Source organism: Bradyrhizobium sp. Kon56 (assembly GCF_055807635.1).
This window is the reverse complement of sequence record NZ_JBVVOU010000016.1, coordinates 141,704-162,308: the sequence shown is the minus strand read 5'-3', so window position 1 is coordinate 162,308 and position 20,605 is coordinate 141,704. Positions and strand designations below refer to the sequence as shown.

Genomic DNA, 20,605 nt, shown 5'->3' with positions numbered 1-20,605 from the left:
ATTGTCTGAGGGAGACTGAGTTTGCCTGCCGGACTTGTGCAAACCTATCGTGCGTTCGCCCAGGCTGCTCACCGCTTGCGCGGCGCTGTCTCAGGCCGACTTCGAAGCCGAGCGGACCGGCTTCTTTCCGAGCCTGCAACGCACGCTGAACCACATCCATGTCATCGACCTCTTCTATGTCGATGCACTGGAGGGCGGATGGCTAGGACCGGCGGCTTGGAAGAACGAGGTGCCGCACCCCTCCCTTGCCGCGTTGAAGGCTGCGCAGGCCGCGATCGACAAGCGCTTGATTGCCGTCTGCGATGGACTGACGCCCGAGATTCTCAACGGCATTGTGCGGATCAACCGCGACACGCGGGTCCAGACCGAACGCCGCGACCGACTGCTCATGCATCTGTTCCAGCATCAAATTCATCACCGCGGACAAGCGCACGCCATGCTGTCCGAAACGAGCGTCGCGCCGCCTCAGCTTGACGAGTTCTTCGCCGAGGGAGAGGCGCCGCTCAGGGCCACCGAATTCGACCAACTCGGATGGACCGAGGAAACCGTGTGGAAAGCCTAGCGGTGTAGCTTCGTCTCCATGCCCTACTCCCTCGCCATCTTTGATCTCGACGGCACGCTGGCCGACAGCTTTCCGTGGTTCCTGCGCACCATCAACGACGTCGCCGATCGCTTCGGCTTCCGCCGCGTCGCGGACGAGGATATCGAGGGGCTGCGGCATGCTTCTTCGCGGGAGATTCTGAGCCGGCTCGAGGTGCCGCTGTGGAAGCTGCCGGCGATCGCGCGGCATGCGCGGCGACTGAAGGCGGAGGCTGCAGCGGAGATTTCGCTGTTTGCGGGGGTCGAGACAATGCTGCGGACGCTGGCGGAGGGTGGCGTGCAGCTCGCGATGGTGACGTCGGACAGCGAAGCCAATGCGCGCGAGAAGCTCGGCGATTGCGCGACGCTGTTCGCCCATTTCGATTGCGCGGCCTCGCTTTTCGGCAAGCCCGCGAAGTTCCGACGGGTCATCCGCCGCGCCGGCGTGGAGCCGGGCAAGGTCATCTCGATCGGCGACGAAGTGCGCGACATCGAGGCGGCGCGGACAGTGGGAATTGCCTGCGGAGCGGTGGGCTGGGGTTATGCGGCGCCGGCGGCGCTGCGGGCGATGGCGCCGGATCACATGTTTGATCAGATGGATGAGATTGTATGGACGCTGTGCCCCGGTGCCGTAGCCCGGATGAGCGAAGCGATATCCGGGAACGCCGGTGGATGAGGAGAGCCCCGTCCCGCATGTCGCTCCGCTCACGCGGGCTACACGCCCCTACTCCGTCCTGCGCAAGAATGCCCCAAACGCGCGCGGGCCGTCGCCGGTCTTGACCTCGCCGATCAGCTTCAGCTCGACCGCATCGATGATATCGAGCGTGTTGCTTTCCCAGCAGGCGACGATAATGCGCTTGCCGTCGGCAGTCGCGGCAATGCCTTCGGGATAATCGCCGACATTGATGCGCTTGAGCGGCTTCAACGTCGCCAGATCGAACACGCTGACAGTGCCGCCATACTGATCGGTGACGAAGCCGCGGCCCTGCGCCAGCGCCACCGCATAAGGGCGCATCCCGACCTGCACGCGGCCGGTCTCGGCCCCAGTGGCGATGTCGATCACGGAGACGTCGTTGGAGCCGACATTGGCGGTGTAGGCGCGCTTGCCCTCGGCATCGATGGTGACGCCGAACGGACGGGTGCCGACCTTGATGGTCGTCGTGCGCTGGCGCGTCGCGGTGTCGACCACCGACACACTGTCGTCGTCGCGGTCGGCCGAGAGCAGCAGCTTGCCATCCGGCGTTACCGCGAGCCCCGATGGCGAGGCGCCGACCGCAATGCTGGCCGTGACGCTGCGCGAGGCCGCGTCGATCACCCGCACCGCCGCCGCATACCAGTCCGCGACATAGACGGTGCGGCCATCCGGCGCGACGGCAATGCCGAGCGGCCCGCCGCCGACCTCGATCCGCGCCGCAACCTGCCGCGTTGCTGCGTCCACCACCGTCACGGCTTTGGCATCCGGGCTCGTGACATAGGCAAAACGTCCGTCCGCGCTGACGGCGACGCCGGCCGGCTTGCCGCCGATCGGGATGGTCGCGACGCTGCGCGCCGTGGCGAGGTCCACGACCATCAGATCGTCGCTGAGCTGGTTGGTGACGAATGCCTCTTCGGCGAACACATGCGCGATGCCGGCCAGGCAAAAGCTGGCGGCGAGCGCCGCCAGGACCAGCGCCCGCACCGTCAGCTTCCGCTCTCGATCTTCTTCTTGAGTGCCTCGAGGCCCGCCTGGTACAGCCCCTTCACCGCCTTGACCGCGGCCTCGTCACTCAGCTCCGGCGGCGGCTCGTTGTTGGGAAAGCCACGATAGAACGCGCCGGCCCATTCCAGCGTCGAGCCCTTGCCGTCAGCGCTCGGCGTCACCGTCAATGTCGAGGAATAATTGGTGACCGGCAGCACCTTCACGTCCACATTGGTGATCCGGTAGGAATAGCTCATCGCGGCGGCGTCAAACTTGTAGAGCTCCTCGTCGACGGTCGCGCCTCCCGTCAGCGTCAGCTTCCGCGTCGCGCCGATCTCGTTGCCCTTCTCGCCCTCGGTCTTGGTGACAGGTGGCAGCCAGCTCATGTCCTGGAAATTGCCCATTGCGGCCCACACCTTGGCCGGGGCGGCGTTGATCTCGATGGATTCGCGCACCTTCTGACGGGTCGGCCCGTGGGCCCAGGCCGATGTCGAAACCGGGCCAAACGCCGCCGTCAAAGCCACCGCGCCCGCGGCAATCAGCACCGCGGCCAGGACCGTGCGCCGTCCAATCGTCACCCTCATCTCGTTTCCTCATACGTGTCGTTGATCATGCGCGACTTGAAGCGCGCTGGAATCATGGTAGCGCATTTTGCGGCCGCGGGGAGACCCGTTCGTGGCCGCGTTGCGGCGGGGCCCGCGCGCCCCACAACCCCTTGCCGCCCCGGCGGGCAAAACACCAATAAGCGGGTCAATCACGGCGCTTAAAAATATTTCTCTTTATCCGCATTTCGGATTATCATATAAAGAGCCATCCCAACCCGGCCGAGGGGCGGATCGCGATCGTCACGAACGCGGGATGGGACGTGGTGGACGTGGGCCACACCGGCGCGAAGGCTTCGCAGGGCGGGCAACCGTGAGCGAAAGTGTCGCGCACACGACCGGTGCAGCCTGCGTACGGCAAAATCGTGTGGTCCTGGCGCCCGGGGTCTGTGCGCCAAGTCTTGCGGTGATGCGTGCGGGCCGACCGGGCCGCAGCGTCAGCCATCCGCAAGGCGACGGGGGCAATAGTGCATCGCTCCCCGGGGAGATCACGACATAAGCCGTAAAACCACTGCGCAGGGAAGGCCGTGTGTTGGGCTTCACCTGTATGCCGCTGTGCAGCCTCTCGTAGCGCAACCTTCGCACAGTGGACCGTGGGTGCCAGCCGGCACCCGGCCTTCCCTGCGCCCTCGGCATTTTGGGGGCAAAGAATGCCGCAAAGCTCGGGCCGCCCAGGCCGCGAGAATGCGAAACCGCGCGTATCACGCGAATAGCAATGCCAGATGACTTCGGGCTCTCGTGCCCCGGACGCGGCGCAGCGCCCCTTCGGCGATGCGCCGCAGAGCCGTGACCCATCCTGCGGCAGAATGCACGGCTTCTGGATCCCGGCTCAACGCCACACCGCCGTGAGCGCGTTTACGCGCGTCTTCGACGCGCTATGGCGCTGCGTCGCGTTCGGGACGAGAGCCATTCCGATCGATCTCTTGATCGGGACATATCCGGAACGCAACCCTCACGAAAGCTGTATCTGAGAAACATGCAGCAACAAAACCCGATATGCCTCGCGAGGGCAAACTTGAATCTGGGATCGCGGTCCGAAAATGGCCTTGGAGAACCTGGCTCTGAGACAGTTTGCCGGCATGAGGCCAGCCCCACCTCGCGACCCCGCAATGATTGACGGACGTCCGGGACCGTAGGAGTGCGCGATGGTATCAACGTATTTCAGTTACAGCTACATCACGCGCAATCTCAAGCAGTCCCTGACGCGGGTCGAACAGCAACAGGACGTAGCGCGAGAGGCCGCCTATTACAAAGCCCACATCGGCAAGGTGAAGTCCGTCGACGGCTTCATGAAAGACTATCGCCTTTATCATTATGCAACGAAGGCGTATGGCCTGGAAGACATGGCCTACGCCAAGGCCTTCATGAAAAAGGTGCTGGAGAGCGACCTCTCCGACGCAAACAGCTTTGTCAACAAGCTGGTCGACAAGCGTTACCGTGAGTTCGCCGCCGCGTTTTCCTTCAATGGCAGTGCCACGCCGGTGGCGCAATCGGAGAACCAGACCGACGAGATGATTGGTCTGTACACGGCGACCAGGAAAAGCCAGGTCGATGCACTTGCCGGCCATTCGAATTACTACAGCGCCGAAATCGGTAACATCAGCAGTGCAGACCAGCTCCTGAACAACGACCGTCTTCGCAACTATGTCTATTCGGCGTACGGGATCGATCAAAGCAAGTGGTCGCGTGACACCATAAGCCAGGTCTTGCGCAGCGATCCATCCGATCCCAACAGCTACGTCAACACCACTTTCGCTTCTCAGCTAAGTGGCCTCAACGCCGACCTTGCTCAGGCCCGATCGGATGTCACCGCGGCCAATTCAAGGATCGCCGACTACACCGCCCAACTATCGCAACCGGGCGCGAACGTGACCCAGTTGAACGTCCAGATTCTGGTCGAAAAGCATCATTTGGAGTCATATGCGAGCAGCATTTCCAGCCTTAGCGAGCAGATAGGGACGATTGGCGGGTTCGTCGACCTGGCCGGTGCGTTCGAGTTTTCCTCCGACGGGTCGCTTCCGTCAGGTGTGTCGGCGCAGACTGCTGCAAATGTCACGATCACGAAACAGAAGTTCGACGACAGCAAGTCCGCCGTCTATTCGGCGGCGAGCCCGTTGAACGAAGCTTTTGCAATCAGGCAATTTAGAACTGCCATCCTCAAGATCAATTCAGTCCAGGCGTTCGTATCGACACCGGGCGTGTATGAATTTGCGCTGGGAGCTGTCGGCCTCGAGCCCGCGAACGTCTCGCCGGCGACTGTCAAGGCCGTGCTCGAAAGCGACATCAACGACCCCAAAAGCTACGTCTATACCCTCAAGGACAATCGATATTTGGAGCTGGCACGCGCCTTCAACTTCGACGCAAAAGGCAATCTGACCACCCCCTTGGTGGCTCAGGACTCGGCTGAAGTCCTCCAGATCGCCAAGGACTACGTCATTGGAGCGGTGAAGAGCGCCAGCACGGCGACTCCCCAGCAGCAGGCCGCAGTTCGGGCACAGGCCACGAAGGATGCGTCGGAATATCAGCAGGCCATCGCCGGCATCGACAGTGTTTCCGATCTTCTCGCAAACAGGCCGATGGTCGATTTCATTCTCTTGGCCAAGGGTCTGGATCCCAGGAAGGTCAGCACCGAATTTCTCAAGAAGATCTTCAGCTCCGACCTGAACGATCCAAAGAGCTTCGCGAACACCGAGAGCGATCCTCGCTTTGCCGAAATCGTGGCGTCGTTCAATTTCGACAGTAAAGGCAACGTCGCGCGTCTTCCGATGATGGGTCCGCAAAAGCCGGATCAGTTTCGGGAAACACAAGCGAACTATGTCGAGCAAAGCCTGGAGCAGCAGCAGGGCGATGCCAATCCCGGCGTGCGCCTTGCGCTCTATTTCCAGCGAAAGGCGGGGGACATCACGTCCGCATACGACATCCTTGCCGACAAGGCTCTTTCGGAGGTGTTCAGGACCACTTTCGATTTGCCTGACTCGATGGCGGCGATGCCGATCGATCAGCAGGCCAAGTTCGTAGACAGATTCATGAAGATCAAGGATCTGTCCGATCCCGCGAAGGTGACAAAGCTGTTGAGCCGTTTCTCCGCCATGTATGACATCAGAAACAGCCAGAGCACCGGCCAGGGTCAATCCCCCCTGCTCAACCTGTTTCAGGGATCCAGTTCGGGGATCAGTGACTCCACATACTTGGCCATCGCCAAGCTGCGCACCCGCTGATGATCGCTCGCCGATACTAGCCCAACACCTCGAGCACCAGCTCCATGGTCATCAGCACGGGATTGTCGCCACGAATCAGACGGCCCTCCGCTATGCCGCCAGTGTAGTCGATCAGGGCGACATCGAGTGCGGCTTCGAGGGCGCCGGAGGAGCCGGCCGCAATCGCGCCGCCGGTTACCGCAAGCTCGGTCGCGAAGGGCTCAGTCACGCCGCCATGGGTGAAGCGCGCCCCAATGGTCGAGCCGACACCGCCATGGATCCTCGCGCGCGCGATGCCTTGCGCGCGGCAGAAGTCTTCGAGACAGCCCGCGAAATCCTGATTGGGGCGCAGCCGCAGCGCGAAAGCGCGGCTGGTCGTGCGTGCGCCGGTGCTCGCAGCCGCCACGGGCCCGAACAGCTTGAAATTGGTCTCGGGATCTGGCTCTGCGGCGAACATCGCACCATCGATGCCGAAGGCCTCGACCTCGAACGGCTCGGCGACATCGGTCACGTCCGGCAGCATGTGGCCACCACCGGCGCGGCCATCGGCCTCCGTCCACAGCCCATGGCAATGAAAGAACGGGGCGCCATTGCGCATGCCCAGCGTCATGCTGCCGAGCCTGGTGCGCGTCACGCCGCTTGGCCGGAATGTGTCGCTATAAAACGCGGCATTCTCGCTGGTCTTCGACAGCGCCGGCATGACATAGCCGAACGGCCCGAGCGCGCCGCGCCCGAAGCTGAGCACGCCGCCGGCGAATCCCTCCGCGGCGAAACCGCGGCGCGCCGTCTCCAGCAGCGGCAGACCTGCTTGAAGCGTGAAGGAGAAAGCGCGTCCCCTCGCCTCCGCCCATTGGATGCGCTCGGCGACCGGCGCGCCGGGCTGCTTGATACTGCGCATGACCTTCGCTCAGCCCGCCCGTGTCTTGTCGAGATCGAGCAGCCCGCGCGCCTCGAGCTCGTCGCGAACCATCCGTTTGGGAACCTTGCCGTAGCCGGATTTCGGCAAGGCCTCCCAAAAGAAGAACCGCTTCGGCATCTTGTAGCGCGGCACCTTGGGGCTGAGGAATGCCGCCATCTCCGCTTCGCTCACCGGCTTCGCGCCTTCGCGGGCGACGCAGACGGCAACGCCGACCTCGCCCCAGGTCGCATCGGGTACGCCGAGCACCGCGACCTCGCCGACGCAAGGATGGGTCAGGATCTTCTCCTCGATTTCGCGCGGATAGATGTTGGAGCCGCCGGAGATGTACATGTCGGAGGCTCGTCCCGTGATGTAGACGAACCCCTCCTCGTCCATGTGGCCGAGATCGCCAGTGCGGAACCAGCCGTTGCGGAACGCCTTCGCATTGGCTTCGGGATTGTCATAGTAGCCGGCCAGCACCGCGGGGCCGATTACGCAGATCTCGCCGCTCTGGTTGGCGCCGAGTTCACGGCCCTCGTCGTCCTGGATCGAGACCTGCATGCCGGTACGCTCGAAGCCACAGGTGCCGATCTTCGCGTGCGGCCCGTCCTCGGGGTCATGCAGCGCTGCCGGCAGCACGGTGATGTTGCCGGTCACCTCGCCGAGGCCGAAATACTGCACGATCACCTTGCCGAGCTTCCTCAGCGCAGCCTTCTGGTCCTCGCGATACATCGGCGCACCCGCATAGATCACATGGCGTAGCGAGGAATGATCGTATTTGTCGGCGGCGGGATGCTCGACCATCATCTTCAGAATGGTCGGCACCACGAAGAGATTGCTGACGCGATGCGCCTCGATCAGGCGGAACGCCTGGTCAATGTCGAATTTCTCCGTCGGCAGCAGCACGGTGCACACGCCGCGCGCGGTCTGCACCAGCTGATGCACGCCGGCGCCATGCGACAGCGGCGCCACCACCAGGGAGGCATGTGCTTCGGTGACGCCGGGCGTGAGATCGGCGAGATGGTTGGTGACGACAAAACCCATCTGACCGTGGGTGAGCACCGCAGCCTTGGAGCGGCCGGTGGTGCCCGATGTAAAGAAGAACCAGCAGGGATCGTCGTGCTCGACTGCGACGTTCTCGACCACCGTGCCGGCGCGCGACGCGACGGCATCCGCAACCGACGTCTCGGCAAACGGCGCCCGACCGTCGATGCTCCAGGTGAATTCCAGCGCGCCACCGCTTACGGCCGCGGCGTGCTCGGGAAAATCGACATGGCACAGAAACGCCTTCGCGCCGGAGGCCTGCGCGAGATAGGCGACCTCGTCCGGCATCAGGCGGAAATTGGTGGGTACCCAGACCGCGCCAAGCCGGAACGCGGCGAACATCGAGAAGAACATCTCATCGCCGTTCTTGGAATGAACGAGGATGCGGTCGCCCTTCGCGATCCCGCGCGCCGCGAGAGCGGCTGCCAGTGCCGAGACCTGCGCATCGATCTCGCGCCAGGTCCAGGATCTGTCGCCCCAGACGAAACCGGGACGCGCCCCATGCCGCCGCGCATTCTGGGTCAGCATGTGAGCGAGATTCATGACGCGGCGGGACATGCGCAGGGGCTGCATCGGGCTTCCTCTTCGGCGGCGGACGGCACGCGAGCCGCCCGCTCATTGCAGCCCATTTATCGCCATCGCCAGGAGCCCTGCAAGGTTGCCGGGCGCAGCGCAGCCCATCCAACCGTTCAGGAAATTTTAAACATGATCGGCGCAACCTCGCTCAGTTCTCGCGTACAGAGTGCCGCATCATGGTCAAAGCGCCCGCCCTCCTCATGTTATCGCTGGCGCTTGCCGGATGTGCCGTGGGCCCACAAGCGCACCTCGCCTCCGATCCTGCCTTCAAGCCCGCGCGCTATGCCTGGGACGGCGCCGGCGAAAATCCCAATCACCCGCGCGCTGCTTCAGAACCAGTGCGCGCGGCCCGATCCGAGCGCAACAGGTCGCAAGCCGCGCTTCAGCCCTATTCAAAGGAATGGTGGCAGGCGAAGGATGGCATCGAGGAGGAACGGGACGCCATGGTCAACCGTTCCCTCGTCATCTGCCAGGGATGCCTGCGCCCGCAGGCGCAGCCGGAGGATTCCAGGCTCGCCAAGGCGACCGATTGAAGCATCCGGGCGATCAGGCCTAGGAAGAGATCCAACGCCGGCGTTGCGAGAAGCGGCGGGGGGCTACAACGCCCCGAGCTTCCATAACGACTCCTGCACCGTCGGCAAGCCCGGCTTCAATTCCAGGCTGAGCGGGACACGCAGTTTCCGGATATCTCCCCTGCGGCAACCACTCTTGCTCGCACCTTGGCAAGGACCGGTTGAGGCGCCTAGATCAGAGGCAAGCAGCATGTCGGAAGGATTTTTGCATGGCGCCGTCGGTACGGGATAACAAGGACAGAAGCCGCTTCGAGCTCGATGTCGGCAGCGAAATCGCCTTCGCCAATTACCGGCTGACGCCGTCGGCGGTGATCATCACCCACACCGAGACGCCGCGCGCGCTGCGCGGCCGCGGCATCGGCTCCGAGCTGGTCAAGGGCGCGCTGGAATTGATCCGGCGCGACGGCAGGAAGGTGATTGCCGGTTGCGGTTTCGTCGTCGATTATCTCGACAGGCATCCGGAAGATGCGGATCTCGTCGCCTGAATGCAAAAGGGCCCGCGCGATCGCGGGCCCTTGGATTGCGACCGGGCGATCGGTCAGTGCTTGATCTCCGGCGGCAGCTTGCCGCCATTGGCGGCGAGCTTGGACATCACCTGCTTGTGCAGCCAGACGTTCATGGTCGCGGAATCGTTAGTGTCGCCGCTGTAGCCGAGCTCCTTGGCGAGGTCCTTGCGCGCAGCGAGGCTGGAATCGATGTCGAGCGCCTTCATCAGATCGACGATCGAGGTGCGCCATTCCAGCTTTTCGCCCTTGTGCGCAGCGGCCGCCGCGTCGACGATCGAGGCAACGTCCACCGTCGCCGCGGATCCGCTCGGCGCGGCCCCTGCGGGCGCGCTGCCCGACGGTGCGCTGCCTGCGGGCGCGGCGGAAGCTGGCTGGCTACCGAAGATCGCGCCCATAATTTTCCCGAAAATGCTCATGTCTGCTCCCCGAAAAGGACCCGCTGGAAGGGCCTTGAGTGGCACTTATAGACCAAGTTGCGTCGTTGCGCCCGCCAAAGTTCCGCGAACAAGCACGCAGCATCAGCTTATCTGCGGCGAAATAACGACCGAATGACACTGTAGAGATTGCACCGCGGCATCGAATCTCACCCAAGCGTGAGGGACAGGACTCGCAAATGGGCGTACGGTTGACGTTCAGTTCGCGATGCCATCCGGAATTCGCGTCTGGTTGGGGATCGCGAAACTCAGAATAGCGGCCGCTTGCGCCGTTGCTGGCGCCAGATGCGGCCGCATGGCAAGGGAGCTAGCGACCATGGCCACACTCTACCCGGGCAATGTCCCGTCCATGGCCCAGACCGCCGAAGCGGCTGGACCGGTGATCCGAACCATCCAACTCTCCGATCTGCAGGATGCGCTCAAGCGCGGCTGGGACGATTTCAAGGCGGTGCCGAGCCACGCCATCATCCTCTGCGTGATCTATCCTGTGCTGGGCCTCGTGCTCGCCCGCGTGGTGATGGGCTATTCAGTGTTGCCGTTGTTGTTCCCACTGGCCGCAGGCTTCGCGCTAATCGGCCCGTTCGCCGCTCTCGGTCTCTACGAGCTCTCCAGCCGGCGCGAGCGCCATGAGGAGGCCAGCGCCTGGGACGCCATGGAGGTGCTGCGTTCGCCCTCGTTCGGCGCCATGCTCGGTCTCGGCGCGCTGCTGCTGGCCCTGTTCGTGACCTGGGTTGCGACCGCGCAGGCAATTTATGTCGCCGCTTTCGGCTATGAAGGCGCATCCGGGATCTCGGATTTTCTGACGCGCGTGCTCACGAGCCGGCAAGGCTGGTGGCTGATCGTGGTCGGCTGCGGCACCGGCTTCCTGTTCGCCCTTGCCGCGCTGTGCATCAGCGCCGTGTCGTTCCCGCTGATGCTTGACCGCCATGCCGGCGCGTTCGAGGCCATGGTGACGTCACTGCGCGTCGTCGCGAAGAACCCGGTGCCGATGGCGGCCTGGGGCCTGATCGTGGCCGTCCTGCTGGCGCTGGGCACCATTCCGGCCTTCCTCGGCCTTGCCGTGGTGGTCCCCGTGCTCGGCCATGCCACCTGGCATCTCTACCGCAAGGTGATCGCGGCCGATCCGGGCGCGCGTCCGGTGCCGCCTCCGCCGCATCGTGCACGCAAGCCGGCCGCCGACTTCCCCGCCAACCTCTTCCCCTGGCGCAATCGGACCGACGCCTGACGATATCGTGACATGCGATCCTGCCCCGGTGCGGGCAGGATCGCGCACTGTCATACGCCTTGCTTTGGCCGCGGTTTCCATCGAGATTGCGCGCGCCGTTCAGATCACTTCACGGAATTTATTTGCTCGAATGACCCCGACGATTTCTCGTCTCGCCCTCGCAGCCTTAGCCATCACCGCGTCCATCCTATCCGCTCAGCCAGCGCTCGCCGCTGTTGCCTGCGGTTCAGGCAATTTCGACGCGTGGCTTGCAGACTTCAAAACGGACGCCGCGGCCAAGGGCGTCTCGCAACAGGCCATTTCCGCCGGGCTCGCCGGTGTGACGCTCGATCAGAACGTGCTCAACCGCGACCGCTCGCAGAAGGTCTTCAGCCAGACCTTCGAGGAGTTTTCCGGCCGCATGGTGCCGCCGCGCCTGACGCGCGGCTCCAACATGATGAAGCAATACGGCTCGGTGCTGTCGCGTATCGAGCAGACCTACGGCGTGCCTGGCGAGGTGCTGGTCGCGATCTGGGGTCTCGAGACCGATTTCGGCGTCAATACCGGCAAGTTCGCGACCATCCGCTCACTGGCGACGCTGGCCTATGACTGCCGGCGCTCCGAGCAGTTTCGCGCCGAGCTGTTGGATGCGCTCCGCATTGTCCAGCGCGGCGACCTCGCACCGGCCGACATGAAGGGCGCCTGGGCCGGCGAGCTCGGACAGACCCAGTTCATGCCGTCGTCATGGATGAAATACGCCGTCGATTTCGACGGCAATGGTAAGCGCGATCTCCTGCACAACGCCCCTGACGTGCTCGCCTCCACCGCGAACTATCTTGCCGGTTATGGCTGGCAGAAGGGTAAGGATTGGCAGCCGGGCAGTCCGAATTTCGCGGTGCTGCAGCAGTGGAACAAGAGCGAGGTCTACTCGAAGACCGTCGCCTATTTCGCCACCCAGCTCGCGCGCGCCCCTTAGATGAGATGCTTGCAGGACAAAAGCGTAGGGCCGATCGCTCGGCGACCGGCCCTCTCCTAATGCGTTCCTGAAGTTCCTATTTGCCCATGGTGGCGTGCATCGCTTTGTTCAGATGCGCGCCGCACGCACCCATTTTGCCGTTGAGCAGCGAGTCCTGCGCGGCCGCGATCTCCTTCTGCGCGACGAACTTGCCATCACCATCGGCCATGTTTTCGATCGCGGTCTCTGTCTTCTCCAGATTGGCCGAGCTGCAGCCGCCGGCGGCGTGCTTGGCGGCCTGGGCCGGCGTGACGGCGAACGCAACGGCGGCAATTGCGATAACCCCGAGTAACTTCGTCATGACGTTACCTTCCTTCTCTTGTTCTTGGGCCAGAGCCAGCGACATTGCCGGAATCTGCGACATCACCTTCCTCCGGGCGCGGCAACTTGACGCAATGAATTCCCCGCGAGAATTGCGTGATGTTGCGCGGCGCGCAGAGCTGCATGCAAAATTTCTGATTTTCATTACACGCTTGTAATCAACGCCACACGTTCAGCGTGTGTGCACTGCGAGCGGGGACGGTTGTGGCTAACCAAGCGGGATAGTCCTGACTCGCCGCCCTTCGTCATGTGGATCCGCTGCAACCAGGCGAATCGCTGGCGAGAGTTGGCAAAAGTGTACGCACGCGCCAAGTAATGAGTATAAGTTCATTAGAATCATGCGATTCTCGCATGTGAGACTTGGTTGTAGAAGCTAGTCGATCCGCTTGCGGACAAGAGCAAAGCGACTTATTTCGCTCCGAACGGAACCGACTAGCCCATAGCAAATCCGTGAATTCACGGGACTTCAGACCTGTGCTCCCTGTCCGCCTACGCTTTGGGCGGGAGTGCTTTCGGGTTAATCGTCCGTTACCAGCGCCATGCATTCAGCGCTTAGCTGCATCGCAGCATCGGAACTTTCGCACTGCACCACTCTCACCTATATTCATTTCAACGATGAGGCTCGGGCAAGAGCTGAATCGAACTACAGGAGATTACCAATGCTGCTCTCGCTCATCCGCATGATCCAAGCTTTCCGGGACTATCAGCGCAATGTTGCCGAGCTGTCCCAGCTCAGCGATCGCGAGCTTTCCGATATCGGCCTCGATCGCTCGGACATCCCGCGCGTTGCCGCCGGTCAGTATCAGGGCTGATATCGTTCAGCCCTGAACCGGACAGACCGATAGCGCCCGCCTCGTGCGGGCGTTGTCGCATCCGGAGGCAGAAAACTCGATCTCGGCGATTCCACTGATCGCCGAAAAGCGCTACCTGTCCGCCCCATGACAGGACCCCAATCAAATACCGTGCACGTGATCGGCGCAGGCCTTGCCGGCTCCGAAGCCGCCTGGCAGGTGGCCAAATCCGGCGTGCCCGTGGTGCTGCACGAGATGCGGCCGACCCGCATGACCGAGGCACACCGCACCGATGGGCTTGCCGAGCTCGTCTGCTCCAATTCGTTCCGCTCGGACGATGCCGCCAACAACGCCGTCGGCCTGCTGCATGCCGAGATGCGCCGCCTCGATTCGCTGATCATGCGCGCAGCCGACGCCAACCAGGTACCCGCCGGCGGCGCGCTGGCGGTGGACCGCGACGGCTTCTCGGCGGCCGTCACCAAGGCGCTGAACGATCATCCGCTGATCGAGATCGCCCGCGGTGAGGTCGCAGGCCTGCCGCCGGCCGAGTGGAGCAACGTCATCGTTGCGACCGGCCCCCTCACTTCGGCGCCGCTGGCCGATGCGATCCGCGAGTTGACCGACGAGAACGCCCTCGCCTTCTTCGACGCGATCGCGCCGATCGTGCACCGCGAATCCATCGACATGTCGGTGGCCTGGTTTCAGTCACGCTACGACAAGGTCGGTCCCGGCGGCACCGGCGCCGACTACATCAACTGCCCGATGACAAAGGAGCAGTATGACGGCTTCGTCGCAGCGCTGGTCGCCGGCGAGAAGACCGAGTTCAAGGAATGGGAGACCAACACGCCCTATTTCGACGGCTGTCTGCCAATCGAGGTCATGGCGGAACGCGGCCCCGAGACTCTCCGCCATGGACCGATGAAGCCGGTCGGCCTCACCAATCCGCACGATCCCACCACCAAGGCCTACGCGATCGTGCAGCTGCGCCAGGACAACAAGCTCGGCACGCTCTACAACATCGTCGGCTTCCAGACGAAACTGAAATACGGCGAGCAGCAGCGCATCTTCCGCACCATTCCGGGGCTGGAGAAGGCCGAATTTGCTCGCCTCGGCGGCCTGCATCGCAACACCTTTCTCAACTCGCCAAAGCTGCTCGACGGCCAATTGCGCCTGCGCGCGCAGCCGCGGCTGCGCTTTGCCGGCCAGATGACGGGCTGCGAGGGCTATGTGGAATCCGCCAGCGTCGGCCTGATTGCCGGTCTCTATGCGGCAGCGGAGGTGCGCGGCGAGACGCTTGCGAGTCCGCCGGTCACGACTGCGCTCGGATCCCTGCTCGGCCACATCACCGGCGGCCATATCGAGACCATCGAGCCCGGCACGCGCTCGTTCCAGCCGATGAACATCAATTTCGGCCTGTTCCCGCCGCTCGCCAGCGCACCGACGAAGAAGCCCGACGGAAGCCGGCTGCGCGGGAACGAGAAGACGGTGGCCAAAAAGCAGGCGATGAGCGCGCTGGCGCTCGCCGATCTCGATCGCTGGATCGCCGATCACCTGCGCATTGCCGCCGCGGCGTGAGTTTTCGATGAACCTTCCCAAAGACGACGCCGCAACACTCTCGGCGCGCTGGACCGAGGGCGTGCTGCTCAAGCGCGACGTGTTCTCGACCGTCGAGCGCGGCCGATTCCGCGACGATGACGGCGAGGTCGACGCGGTGCTGCGCCGCCTCGACGAGGTGCCGTGGTGGTCATTCCTTTTGGCGCGCCACCTGTTCGCCCGCGAGAAGCATGCGCTGGCACTCGCTAAGGGACTCGATGTCGGCCCGGAGCTGCTGTGGGCCGGACGCCGCGCGCTGGTGCGCAGCTTCGTCGATGGTGTCGCGCTGCATCTGGCGAAACCGCATGGCGACCTCGCCTATTTTCGCTCGGCGAAGGCCGCGCTGCGACGGCTGCGCCGCGCCGGAATCTGCCACAACGATCTTGCCAAGGAACAGAACTGGCTGGTCGGCCGCGACGGTCGCGCCTATGTGACCGACTTCCAGCTCGCCGCCTGCTTCGACCGTCGCGGCCGGCTTTACCGGATCCTGGCCTATGAAGATCTCCGGCATCTGCTCAAGCACAAGCGATCCTACGCGCCCGAGGCGCTGACGCCGCGCGAGCGCAAGATCCTGGCGAAGAAGTCGTTCGCCGCCAGCCTCTGGCTCGCCACCGGCAAGAAGGTCTATCGGGCAATCACCCGCGGCCTGTTCAACTTCACCGACCGTGAAGGCGGCGGCCGAAGGCTCGTCAACGACGCGCCGGTGCTGGCAGAATTGATCCGCAAGAACCCCGCCGTGCGCGACACCGCCATCGTCGCCTTTGCCGACCGCCGCTCCGGTGTCGGCCTCTATGCCTTCGTCGAAGCCGATCAGGCCGCGCTCGAAGGCCAATTGCGCAACGAGCTCACCGCTGCCAAGGGGCCAAAGCCGCCGGAACACATCCAGGTCGTGCACGCACTGCCACGCAATCCGGACGGCAAGCCGCGCACGGAGATCCTGCAACTGGTCGCCATGAACCAGCTCGACCTGATCGAGCCGATGATGAAGAACGACCAGGACCGTGCTTTCCTCAAGGACATCCTGGAGCAGCGCAAGAACCTGCGCGACCGCTTCAATTTCGAGGCCGACCTGCCGGCGAGCTAACGTGGATCACGCCTTGAAGCGTCCACATTGGCGATAGAGAAGCGATCCGATAATTCGAACTTGGTGGGGGGACTTGGCGGGGTCATGGGCACTCGGGGGTACATGATGCATCGTGTGGTTGGCGGCCTGATCGCTAGCCTTCTGCTGCTCGCCACCACGTCCGCAATGGCCGAGTCCCCCGCCGAGCTGATCTCGAGCTTCCGCCTCAAGCATGGTGAGGTCCGCGTCGTCCGCGATTCGACCCTCGACCGCATCGCCATGGACCAGGCGCGCGCGATGGCGACGAAGGACGACCTCAGTCACGACGCCCTCGGCCCGTTCAACCGCCGGGTCGCACCGGCCGGCGCAGGCCGCGCCGCCGAGAACATCGCCTACGGCTACGACAATTTCGAGAAGACCCTCGGACAGTGGATCGACTCGTCGGGACACCGCAAGAATCTGCTGCTGCACAACGCTTCCCGCGTCGGGATCGCGAGCGCGAAAAACGCTAGCGGCAAGCGCACCTATTGGGCAATGGTGATCGCCGGCGACTACGAGGCGAAGGGCAAAGGCAAAGGCAAGAAAGACGGGGAGCCGCTGGTTGCGGTGAAGCGCGAGGCTGCGCCCGCCAGCAAGCCAAAATCCAGCGGCTGCCACATCAAGCTGCTCGGCCTTTGCATCTGAGACCAAGCTTGGCCATCTTGTCCGCATCCCTCGACGCGTTTAATCCATGCACGAGGATCGCGAGACGCGGAGGCATGGATGATGGATATCGACCGAATTCGTCGCGACACGCCGGCTGCCTCTCGGCTCGCCTATCTCCACAACGCGGGCGCAGCGCTGATGCCGGCGCCGGTTGTTGCGGCGATGAAGGAACACATCGATCTGGAGAGCGAGATCGGAGGCTATGCCGCCGCCGACCGCGAGGCGCGCCGACTTGAATCCGTTTACGGCTCGGTCGCCCGCCTCCTGAACGCCGCGCCCGATGAGATCGCCCTCATGGAGAACGCGACGGTTGCCTGGCAGATGGCTTTCTACGCGCTTCCATTCAGCAAGGGCGACCGGATCCTGACCGCCGAGGCGGAGTACGCGGCCAACTATGTCGCCTTTCTTCAGGTCGCCAACCGAACAGGCGTCGCGATCGACGTCGTGCCGAGCGATGCCAGCGGCGAGCTCGACGTCGACGCGCTCGAACGCATGATCGATGAGCGCGTGAAGCTGATTGCGATCACCTGGGTTCCGACCAATGGCGGGCTGGTCAATCCGGCTGCAGCCGTCGGCAAGATAGCGCGGGCGCACGGCATCCCCTATCTGCTCGACGCCTGCCAGGCAGTCGGACAGATGGTGGTCGACGTCGAGGCCATCGGCTGTGACATGTTGTCGGGGACCGGGCGTAAATTCCTCCGCGGCCCGCGCGGCACCGGCTTTCTCTACGTCGGCCGAAAAATGCTGCAGCGGCTCGAACCGCCAATGATCGATCACTTCGCCGCACCCTGGGTCTCCCGGGACGCTTTTCGGCTGCGTGACGATGCGCGCCGTTTTGAGACCTGGGAGAACAACTACGCAGCCCGGCTTGGGCTCGGCGCGGCTGTCGACTATGCCCTCGATATCGGGATCGGCCCGATCGAGCGGCGTTGCCGCATGCTGGCGGACCGCCTCCGGGGCGGCCTTGCATCCATTCGCGGCATCAGAGTTCGCGACCTCGGACGCACTCCGGGAGCCATCGTCAGCTTCACGGTGGAAGGGTACGAGGCGGAAGCGGTCGTCAGCGACGCGGCCGCAGCCGGCATCACGATCGGTGCCTCAGATCCGTCGAGCACGCGCATCGATGCCGAAATCCGCTCGCTGCCGCCGGTGGTACGCGCCTCCCCGCACTACTACAATACGGACGCGGAGATCGATCGGCTGATCGCCCATTTGGCGGGTTTGACGCGGCGATAGCGGCGATCATGCACGCTCAGGTACAGCGCGCACTCAATCCGGATGCGCCAAGCCTCGCCATGACCTCGTCGAGATGGGCGCTGTCGCGGGTTTCAATCACCAATTGCAGCAACGTCGCCTTGGCCGGAAGATCCGAGAACGTGCGCTGGTGCGAGACCTCGATGATGTTGGCGCCGGCCTCGGCCAGCAGTGCCGCGACCGCAGCCAATTGGCCGGGCCTGTCGGGAATGTCGAGCGACAATTGGGTGAGCCGCCCCTCGCGCGCCAACTCGCGGGTCAGGACCGATGCGATCAGACGTGTGTCAATATTGCCCCCGCTCAGCACCAGCCCGACCTTCTGACCGGCGAAACGGGACGGGTCGGACATCAGCGCGGCGAGGCCAGCGGCACCGGCGCCTTCGACGACCGTCTTCTCGATCGAGATCAGGGTCGCCACCGCGCGCTCGAGCTCGGCTTCGTTGACGAGCGCAATGTCGTCGACAAGGCGGCGGACGATTTCGGTCGTGATCTTGCCGGGCGACTTCACCGCGATGCCTTCCGCGAGTGTGTCGCCACGTGCCGGCAAATTGCCGTCATGGATGGCATTGTACATCGAGGGGTAGAGCCAGGCCTCGACGCCGAGGATCCGCAGCGACGGCTTGATCGATTTCGCGGCAATGGCGATCCCGCTGATCAGGCCACCGCCGCCGATCGGGACGACCAGCGTATCGAGCTCCGGCACGGCCTCGAGTATTTCCAGCCCGACCGTGCCCTGCCCTGCGATGACAAGCGGATCGTCATAGGGATGGACGAAGATCATGCCATGGACTTCGCCGTGGCTGCGCGCATACGCGGCCGCCTCCTCCAGCGTGGCGCCCGTCACCACCACCTCGGCGCCGTGATGCCTGGTGTTCTCGACCTTCACCATGGGCGTGCCGACCGGCATGACGATAGTGGCGGGAATGCCGAGCCGCTTGGCGTGATAGGCGACGCCCTGCGCGTGGTTACCCGCCGACATCGCGACGACGCCCCGCGCGCGCTCCTCCGGCGTCAGCGCCTTGAGGCGGTTGAGCGCGCCGCGCTCCTTGAACGAGGACGTGAACTGGAGGTTCTCGAATTTCAGCCAGATGTCGCAGCCGCAGATATTGCTCAGCGTGCGGCTGTAGCTACAGGGCGTCTCGACGACGGCGCCGCGGATCGTCTCGGCGGCGGCATGGATGTCGGCCGGTACGACCGGAAGGCCGCCCAGATCGGAAGATATGGTTTGGGACAACTCAGCCATAGGACAGCATAGAGCATTTGCCCGGCTCCGGCGATAAGCCAACCGCTATTTGGTAAATTCCCGCGAACGTGAAGCCCGCCACAGCGTCCACAGCGTACGCAGCCGCGATGACGGTTGCGGCGTAAATGGATTGCGCCCGGGTTGCGACAGGCGCTTGAGGTCGGCCCGCGCTTGTCCGAGCGGAAGGAACGTTGGACGCACTGATGCCGGCACCTCCACCAGCAGCGACAAGGCCGTCGTCAAATGTTGCTGCGCCTCGCCCGAGAGTTGGCCCAGCGCGGCGCGCAAGTTTGGCGTCTCCTTTCCGGCGAACACGTCTTCCACGTCGCAATCGTGGCTCGCCAGCACCTGCTGCGGCAGGAACAATTGCCGGCGCGCCGCATCGCGCGGCAGATTGGCGATGACCTGTACGATGCCCTGCGCCAGCCCGGCATGGCGGGCGAGATGCTCGGCCGCCGCCGACGGTGGTCCCATGATCCGGGCGGCGAGATCGAACAGCGCCGATGAGGTCGCCGCGAGGTAGCCCTCCAGCGCCGCCATTGTTGGCATTGGGTCGTTGTAGAGATCGAATTGATGCTCGTCGGCGAGCAGCGACAGCGGCTCGACCGGCAGGTCGAAATCACGGATTGCGCGGAGCAGCTCCGCCGCCACCGGATTGCCCTCGGCACTGCCATGGACTTGGCCCGACAGCATGTCGGTCCACCATTGCAGGCGGATTTCACCGGGCAAGGGCTGGCTCACCTGATCGCGGACGCGGACGATCTCGACATTGAAGGCATAGAGCGCCAGCAGCCCGCGGCGCTCGGCAGCGGGCGCGAACAGGGTCGCGGCATAGTGCGGAAAGTCGTGGCTGCGCACGAGGTCAGCACAGAACGCAGCAGAATCCGGCGGCGGCGCGGAGCCACTCATGGCACGGCGATCAGCGCGGCCGCGACGCGCCGCCGTTCGCCCATCATGATGTTGTAGGTACGCACGGCGGGACCGGTCTGCATCGCATCCAGCACCACCCTCGCCGCTTTGAGCGCCTGGCGCAGTTCCGGCGGCGGCAGCCAGACCCCGGTTCCGGTGCCGACCAGGAGCGTGTCGATGCTGTTGGCAGACTTGAAGACTCGATCCAGCGAATAGCGGTCGATCTTTGCAGGGTCCGTTATGTCCCAGGCCCAGATCGCGTCGGGCAGGCAAAGCAGCGATCCCCGATGCGACATGCCGGCAAAGGCAAAGCCGCCCTTGCCATAGGCTTCGATCGGCGCCGAGCGGGGGAAATGCGGTGCGTTGGGATCGCCGGCCATGAGCTTCGTCCGAATGAGCTTACTGCCCTCCCAAACTCCTG

General features: G+C 64.0%; 20 protein-coding genes and 1 pseudogene. 12 read left to right on the top strand and 9 right to left on the bottom strand.

All coding sequences use genetic code 11. The features are described from left to right. Positions 1-21 precede the first annotated feature (21 nt). Positions 22-562, top strand: a pseudogene (locus AC0L3B_RS24395) (DinB family protein). Positions 563-580: 18 nt separating this feature from the next. After that, positions 581-1,255, top strand: a complete 675-nt coding sequence (locus AC0L3B_RS24390; protein ID WP_377790973.1) for an HAD-IA family hydrolase — start codon at positions 581-583, stop codon at positions 1,253-1,255. Positions 1,256-1,303: 48 nt separating this feature from the next. Here the strand turns inward: AC0L3B_RS24390 and AC0L3B_RS24385 are convergent, their stop codons facing one another. Next, on the bottom strand, positions 1,304-2,257 hold the full coding sequence (locus AC0L3B_RS24385; protein ID WP_085353173.1) for a YVTN family beta-propeller repeat protein: 954 nt from the start codon (positions 2,255-2,257) through the stop codon (positions 1,304-1,306). A 2-nt stretch (positions 2,258-2,259) separates the two neighbouring features. After that, positions 2,260-2,841: an SRPBCC family protein gene (locus AC0L3B_RS24380; protein ID WP_018458001.1), complete on the bottom strand. Its 582-nt coding sequence runs from the start codon at positions 2,839-2,841 to the stop codon at positions 2,260-2,262. Between the two features lie 1,163 nt (positions 2,842-4,004). On the opposite strand from AC0L3B_RS24380, the gene AC0L3B_RS24375 reads away from it, so the two are divergent. Next, complete coding sequence (locus tag AC0L3B_RS24375; protein WP_473381140.1) at positions 4,005-6,077, top strand: DUF1217 domain-containing protein; 2,073 nt, start codon at positions 4,005-4,007, stop codon at positions 6,075-6,077. A 16-nt stretch (positions 6,078-6,093) separates the two neighbouring features. Here AC0L3B_RS24375 and AC0L3B_RS24370 read toward each other — a convergent pair whose 3' ends face one another. Next, positions 6,094-6,954, bottom strand: a complete 861-nt coding sequence (locus AC0L3B_RS24370) for a PCC domain-containing protein (protein WP_473381139.1) — start codon at positions 6,952-6,954, stop codon at positions 6,094-6,096. Between the two features lie 9 nt (positions 6,955-6,963). After that, complete coding sequence (locus AC0L3B_RS24365; RefSeq protein ID WP_473381138.1) at positions 6,964-8,571, bottom strand: acyl-CoA synthetase; 1,608 nt, start codon at positions 8,569-8,571, stop codon at positions 6,964-6,966. A 179-nt stretch (positions 8,572-8,750) separates the two neighbouring features. Between AC0L3B_RS24365 and AC0L3B_RS24360 the strand changes: the two genes are divergently transcribed. Continuing rightward, the gene (locus tag AC0L3B_RS24360; RefSeq protein ID WP_018458005.1) at positions 8,751-9,107 is read left to right on the top strand and encodes a hypothetical protein; all 357 of its coding nucleotides are present in this window, start codon (positions 8,751-8,753) and stop codon (positions 9,105-9,107) included. A 248-nt stretch (positions 9,108-9,355) separates the two neighbouring features. Beyond that, on the top strand, positions 9,356-9,631 hold the full coding sequence (locus tag AC0L3B_RS24355) for a GNAT family N-acetyltransferase (RefSeq protein ID WP_018458006.1): 276 nt from the start codon (positions 9,356-9,358) through the stop codon (positions 9,629-9,631). A gap of 53 nt (positions 9,632-9,684) precedes the next feature. Here the strand turns inward: AC0L3B_RS24355 and AC0L3B_RS24350 are convergent, their stop codons facing one another. Beyond that, positions 9,685-10,068, bottom strand: coding sequence for a DUF3597 domain-containing protein (locus AC0L3B_RS24350; RefSeq protein WP_085384623.1), 384 nt, complete (start codon positions 10,066-10,068; stop codon positions 9,685-9,687). A gap of 334 nt (positions 10,069-10,402) precedes the next feature. Between AC0L3B_RS24350 and AC0L3B_RS24345 the strand changes: the two genes are divergently transcribed. Together AC0L3B_RS24345 and AC0L3B_RS24340 are read left to right on the top strand one after the other, a co-directional pair. Next, the gene (locus AC0L3B_RS24345; RefSeq protein ID WP_026233481.1) at positions 10,403-11,311 is read left to right on the top strand and encodes a DUF2189 domain-containing protein; all 909 of its coding nucleotides are present in this window, start codon (positions 10,403-10,405) and stop codon (positions 11,309-11,311) included. 130 nt (positions 11,312-11,441) lie between these two features. Next, positions 11,442-12,266 (top strand): lytic murein transglycosylase, encoded by an 825-nt coding sequence (locus AC0L3B_RS24340; RefSeq protein WP_018458009.1) that lies wholly within the window; start codon positions 11,442-11,444, stop codon positions 12,264-12,266. A 76-nt stretch (positions 12,267-12,342) separates the two neighbouring features. On the opposite strand, the gene AC0L3B_RS24335 is transcribed toward AC0L3B_RS24340, so the two are convergent. After that, positions 12,343-12,669, bottom strand: coding sequence for a hypothetical protein (locus AC0L3B_RS24335; RefSeq protein WP_018458010.1), 327 nt, complete (start codon positions 12,667-12,669; stop codon positions 12,343-12,345). Between the two features lie 616 nt (positions 12,670-13,285). Here AC0L3B_RS24335 and AC0L3B_RS24330 point away from each other — a divergent pair. The 5 genes from AC0L3B_RS24330 (at position 13,286) to AC0L3B_RS24310 (ending at position 18,014) form a co-directional block, all read left to right on the top strand. Beyond that, positions 13,286-13,438, top strand: coding sequence for a DUF1127 domain-containing protein (locus tag AC0L3B_RS24330; protein WP_018458011.1), 153 nt, complete (start codon positions 13,286-13,288; stop codon positions 13,436-13,438). Positions 13,439-13,564: 126 nt separating this feature from the next. Further along, complete coding sequence (gene trmFO, locus AC0L3B_RS24325; RefSeq protein WP_085353185.1) at positions 13,565-14,992, top strand: methylenetetrahydrofolate--tRNA-(uracil(54)-C(5))-methyltransferase (FADH(2)-oxidizing) TrmFO; 1,428 nt, start codon at positions 13,565-13,567, stop codon at positions 14,990-14,992. A gap of 7 nt (positions 14,993-14,999) precedes the next feature. After that, on the top strand, positions 15,000-16,094 hold the full coding sequence (locus AC0L3B_RS24320; protein ID WP_085384637.1) for a serine/threonine protein kinase: 1,095 nt from the start codon (positions 15,000-15,002) through the stop codon (positions 16,092-16,094). 84 nt (positions 16,095-16,178) lie between these two features. Further along, positions 16,179-16,757: a CAP domain-containing protein gene (locus AC0L3B_RS24315; RefSeq protein ID WP_247392817.1), complete on the top strand. Its 579-nt coding sequence runs from the start codon at positions 16,179-16,181 to the stop codon at positions 16,755-16,757. Between the two features lie 78 nt (positions 16,758-16,835). Continuing rightward, positions 16,836-18,014, top strand: coding sequence for an aminotransferase class V-fold PLP-dependent enzyme (locus AC0L3B_RS24310; RefSeq protein ID WP_473381137.1), 1,179 nt, complete (start codon positions 16,836-16,838; stop codon positions 18,012-18,014). A 16-nt stretch (positions 18,015-18,030) separates the two neighbouring features. On the opposite strand, the gene AC0L3B_RS24305 is transcribed toward AC0L3B_RS24310, so the two are convergent. The 3 genes from AC0L3B_RS24305 to AC0L3B_RS24295 are packed head-to-tail and all read right to left on the bottom strand — an operon-like array spanning position 18,031 to position 20,564. After that, entirely contained in the window at positions 18,031-19,275 is a 1,245-nt protein-coding gene (locus AC0L3B_RS24305) for a threonine ammonia-lyase (protein ID WP_473381136.1), read from the bottom strand. A gap of 45 nt (positions 19,276-19,320) precedes the next feature. Further along, positions 19,321-20,184, bottom strand: a complete 864-nt coding sequence (locus tag AC0L3B_RS24300; RefSeq protein WP_018458017.1) for a phytoene/squalene synthase family protein — start codon at positions 20,182-20,184, stop codon at positions 19,321-19,323. Continuing rightward, on the bottom strand, positions 20,181-20,564 hold the full coding sequence (locus AC0L3B_RS24295; RefSeq protein WP_018458018.1) for an Mth938-like domain-containing protein: 384 nt from the start codon (positions 20,562-20,564) through the stop codon (positions 20,181-20,183). Before AC0L3B_RS24295 ends, AC0L3B_RS24300 begins: the two co-directional genes overlap by 4 nt. Between the last annotated feature and the right edge of the window lie 41 nt (positions 20,565-20,605).

Excerpts from the sequence above, each read along its gene's own strand:
- AC0L3B_RS24390 (WP_377790973.1), top strand. The coding sequence starts at position 581 with ATGCCCTACTCCCTCGCCATCTTTGATCTCGACGGCACGCTGGCCGAC.
- AC0L3B_RS24380 (WP_018458001.1), bottom strand. The coding sequence starts at position 2,841 with ATGAGGGTGACGATTGGACGGCGCACGGTCCTGGCCGCGGTGCTGATT.
- AC0L3B_RS24375 (WP_473381140.1), top strand. The coding sequence starts at position 4,005 with ATGGTATCAACGTATTTCAGTTACAGCTACATCACGCGCAATCTCAAG.
- AC0L3B_RS24370 (WP_473381139.1), bottom strand. The coding sequence starts at position 6,954 with ATGCGCAGTATCAAGCAGCCCGGCGCGCCGGTCGCCGAGCGCATCCAA.
- AC0L3B_RS24365 (WP_473381138.1), bottom strand. The coding sequence starts at position 8,571 with ATGCAGCCCCTGCGCATGTCCCGCCGCGTCATGAATCTCGCTCACATG.
- AC0L3B_RS24360 (WP_018458005.1), top strand. The coding sequence starts at position 8,751 with ATGGTCAAAGCGCCCGCCCTCCTCATGTTATCGCTGGCGCTTGCCGGA.
- AC0L3B_RS24355 (WP_018458006.1), top strand. The coding sequence starts at position 9,356 with ATGGCGCCGTCGGTACGGGATAACAAGGACAGAAGCCGCTTCGAGCTC.
- AC0L3B_RS24350 (WP_085384623.1), bottom strand. The coding sequence starts at position 10,068 with ATGAGCATTTTCGGGAAAATTATGGGCGCGATCTTCGGTAGCCAGCCA.
- AC0L3B_RS24345 (WP_026233481.1), top strand. The coding sequence starts at position 10,403 with ATGGCCACACTCTACCCGGGCAATGTCCCGTCCATGGCCCAGACCGCC.
- AC0L3B_RS24340 (WP_018458009.1), top strand. The coding sequence starts at position 11,442 with ATGACCCCGACGATTTCTCGTCTCGCCCTCGCAGCCTTAGCCATCACC.
- AC0L3B_RS24335 (WP_018458010.1), bottom strand. The coding sequence starts at position 12,669 with ATGTCGCAGATTCCGGCAATGTCGCTGGCTCTGGCCCAAGAACAAGAG.
- AC0L3B_RS24330 (WP_018458011.1), top strand. The coding sequence starts at position 13,286 with ATGCTGCTCTCGCTCATCCGCATGATCCAAGCTTTCCGGGACTATCAG.
- trmFO (WP_085353185.1), top strand. The coding sequence starts at position 13,565 with ATGACAGGACCCCAATCAAATACCGTGCACGTGATCGGCGCAGGCCTT.
- AC0L3B_RS24320 (WP_085384637.1), top strand. The coding sequence starts at position 15,000 with ATGAACCTTCCCAAAGACGACGCCGCAACACTCTCGGCGCGCTGGACC.
- AC0L3B_RS24315 (WP_247392817.1), top strand. The coding sequence starts at position 16,179 with ATGGGCACTCGGGGGTACATGATGCATCGTGTGGTTGGCGGCCTGATC.
- AC0L3B_RS24310 (WP_473381137.1), top strand. The coding sequence starts at position 16,836 with ATGATGGATATCGACCGAATTCGTCGCGACACGCCGGCTGCCTCTCGG.
- AC0L3B_RS24305 (WP_473381136.1), bottom strand. The coding sequence starts at position 19,275 with ATGGCTGAGTTGTCCCAAACCATATCTTCCGATCTGGGCGGCCTTCCG.
- AC0L3B_RS24300 (WP_018458017.1), bottom strand. The coding sequence starts at position 20,184 with ATGAGTGGCTCCGCGCCGCCGCCGGATTCTGCTGCGTTCTGTGCTGAC.
- AC0L3B_RS24295 (WP_018458018.1), bottom strand. The coding sequence starts at position 20,564 with ATGGCCGGCGATCCCAACGCACCGCATTTCCCCCGCTCGGCGCCGATC.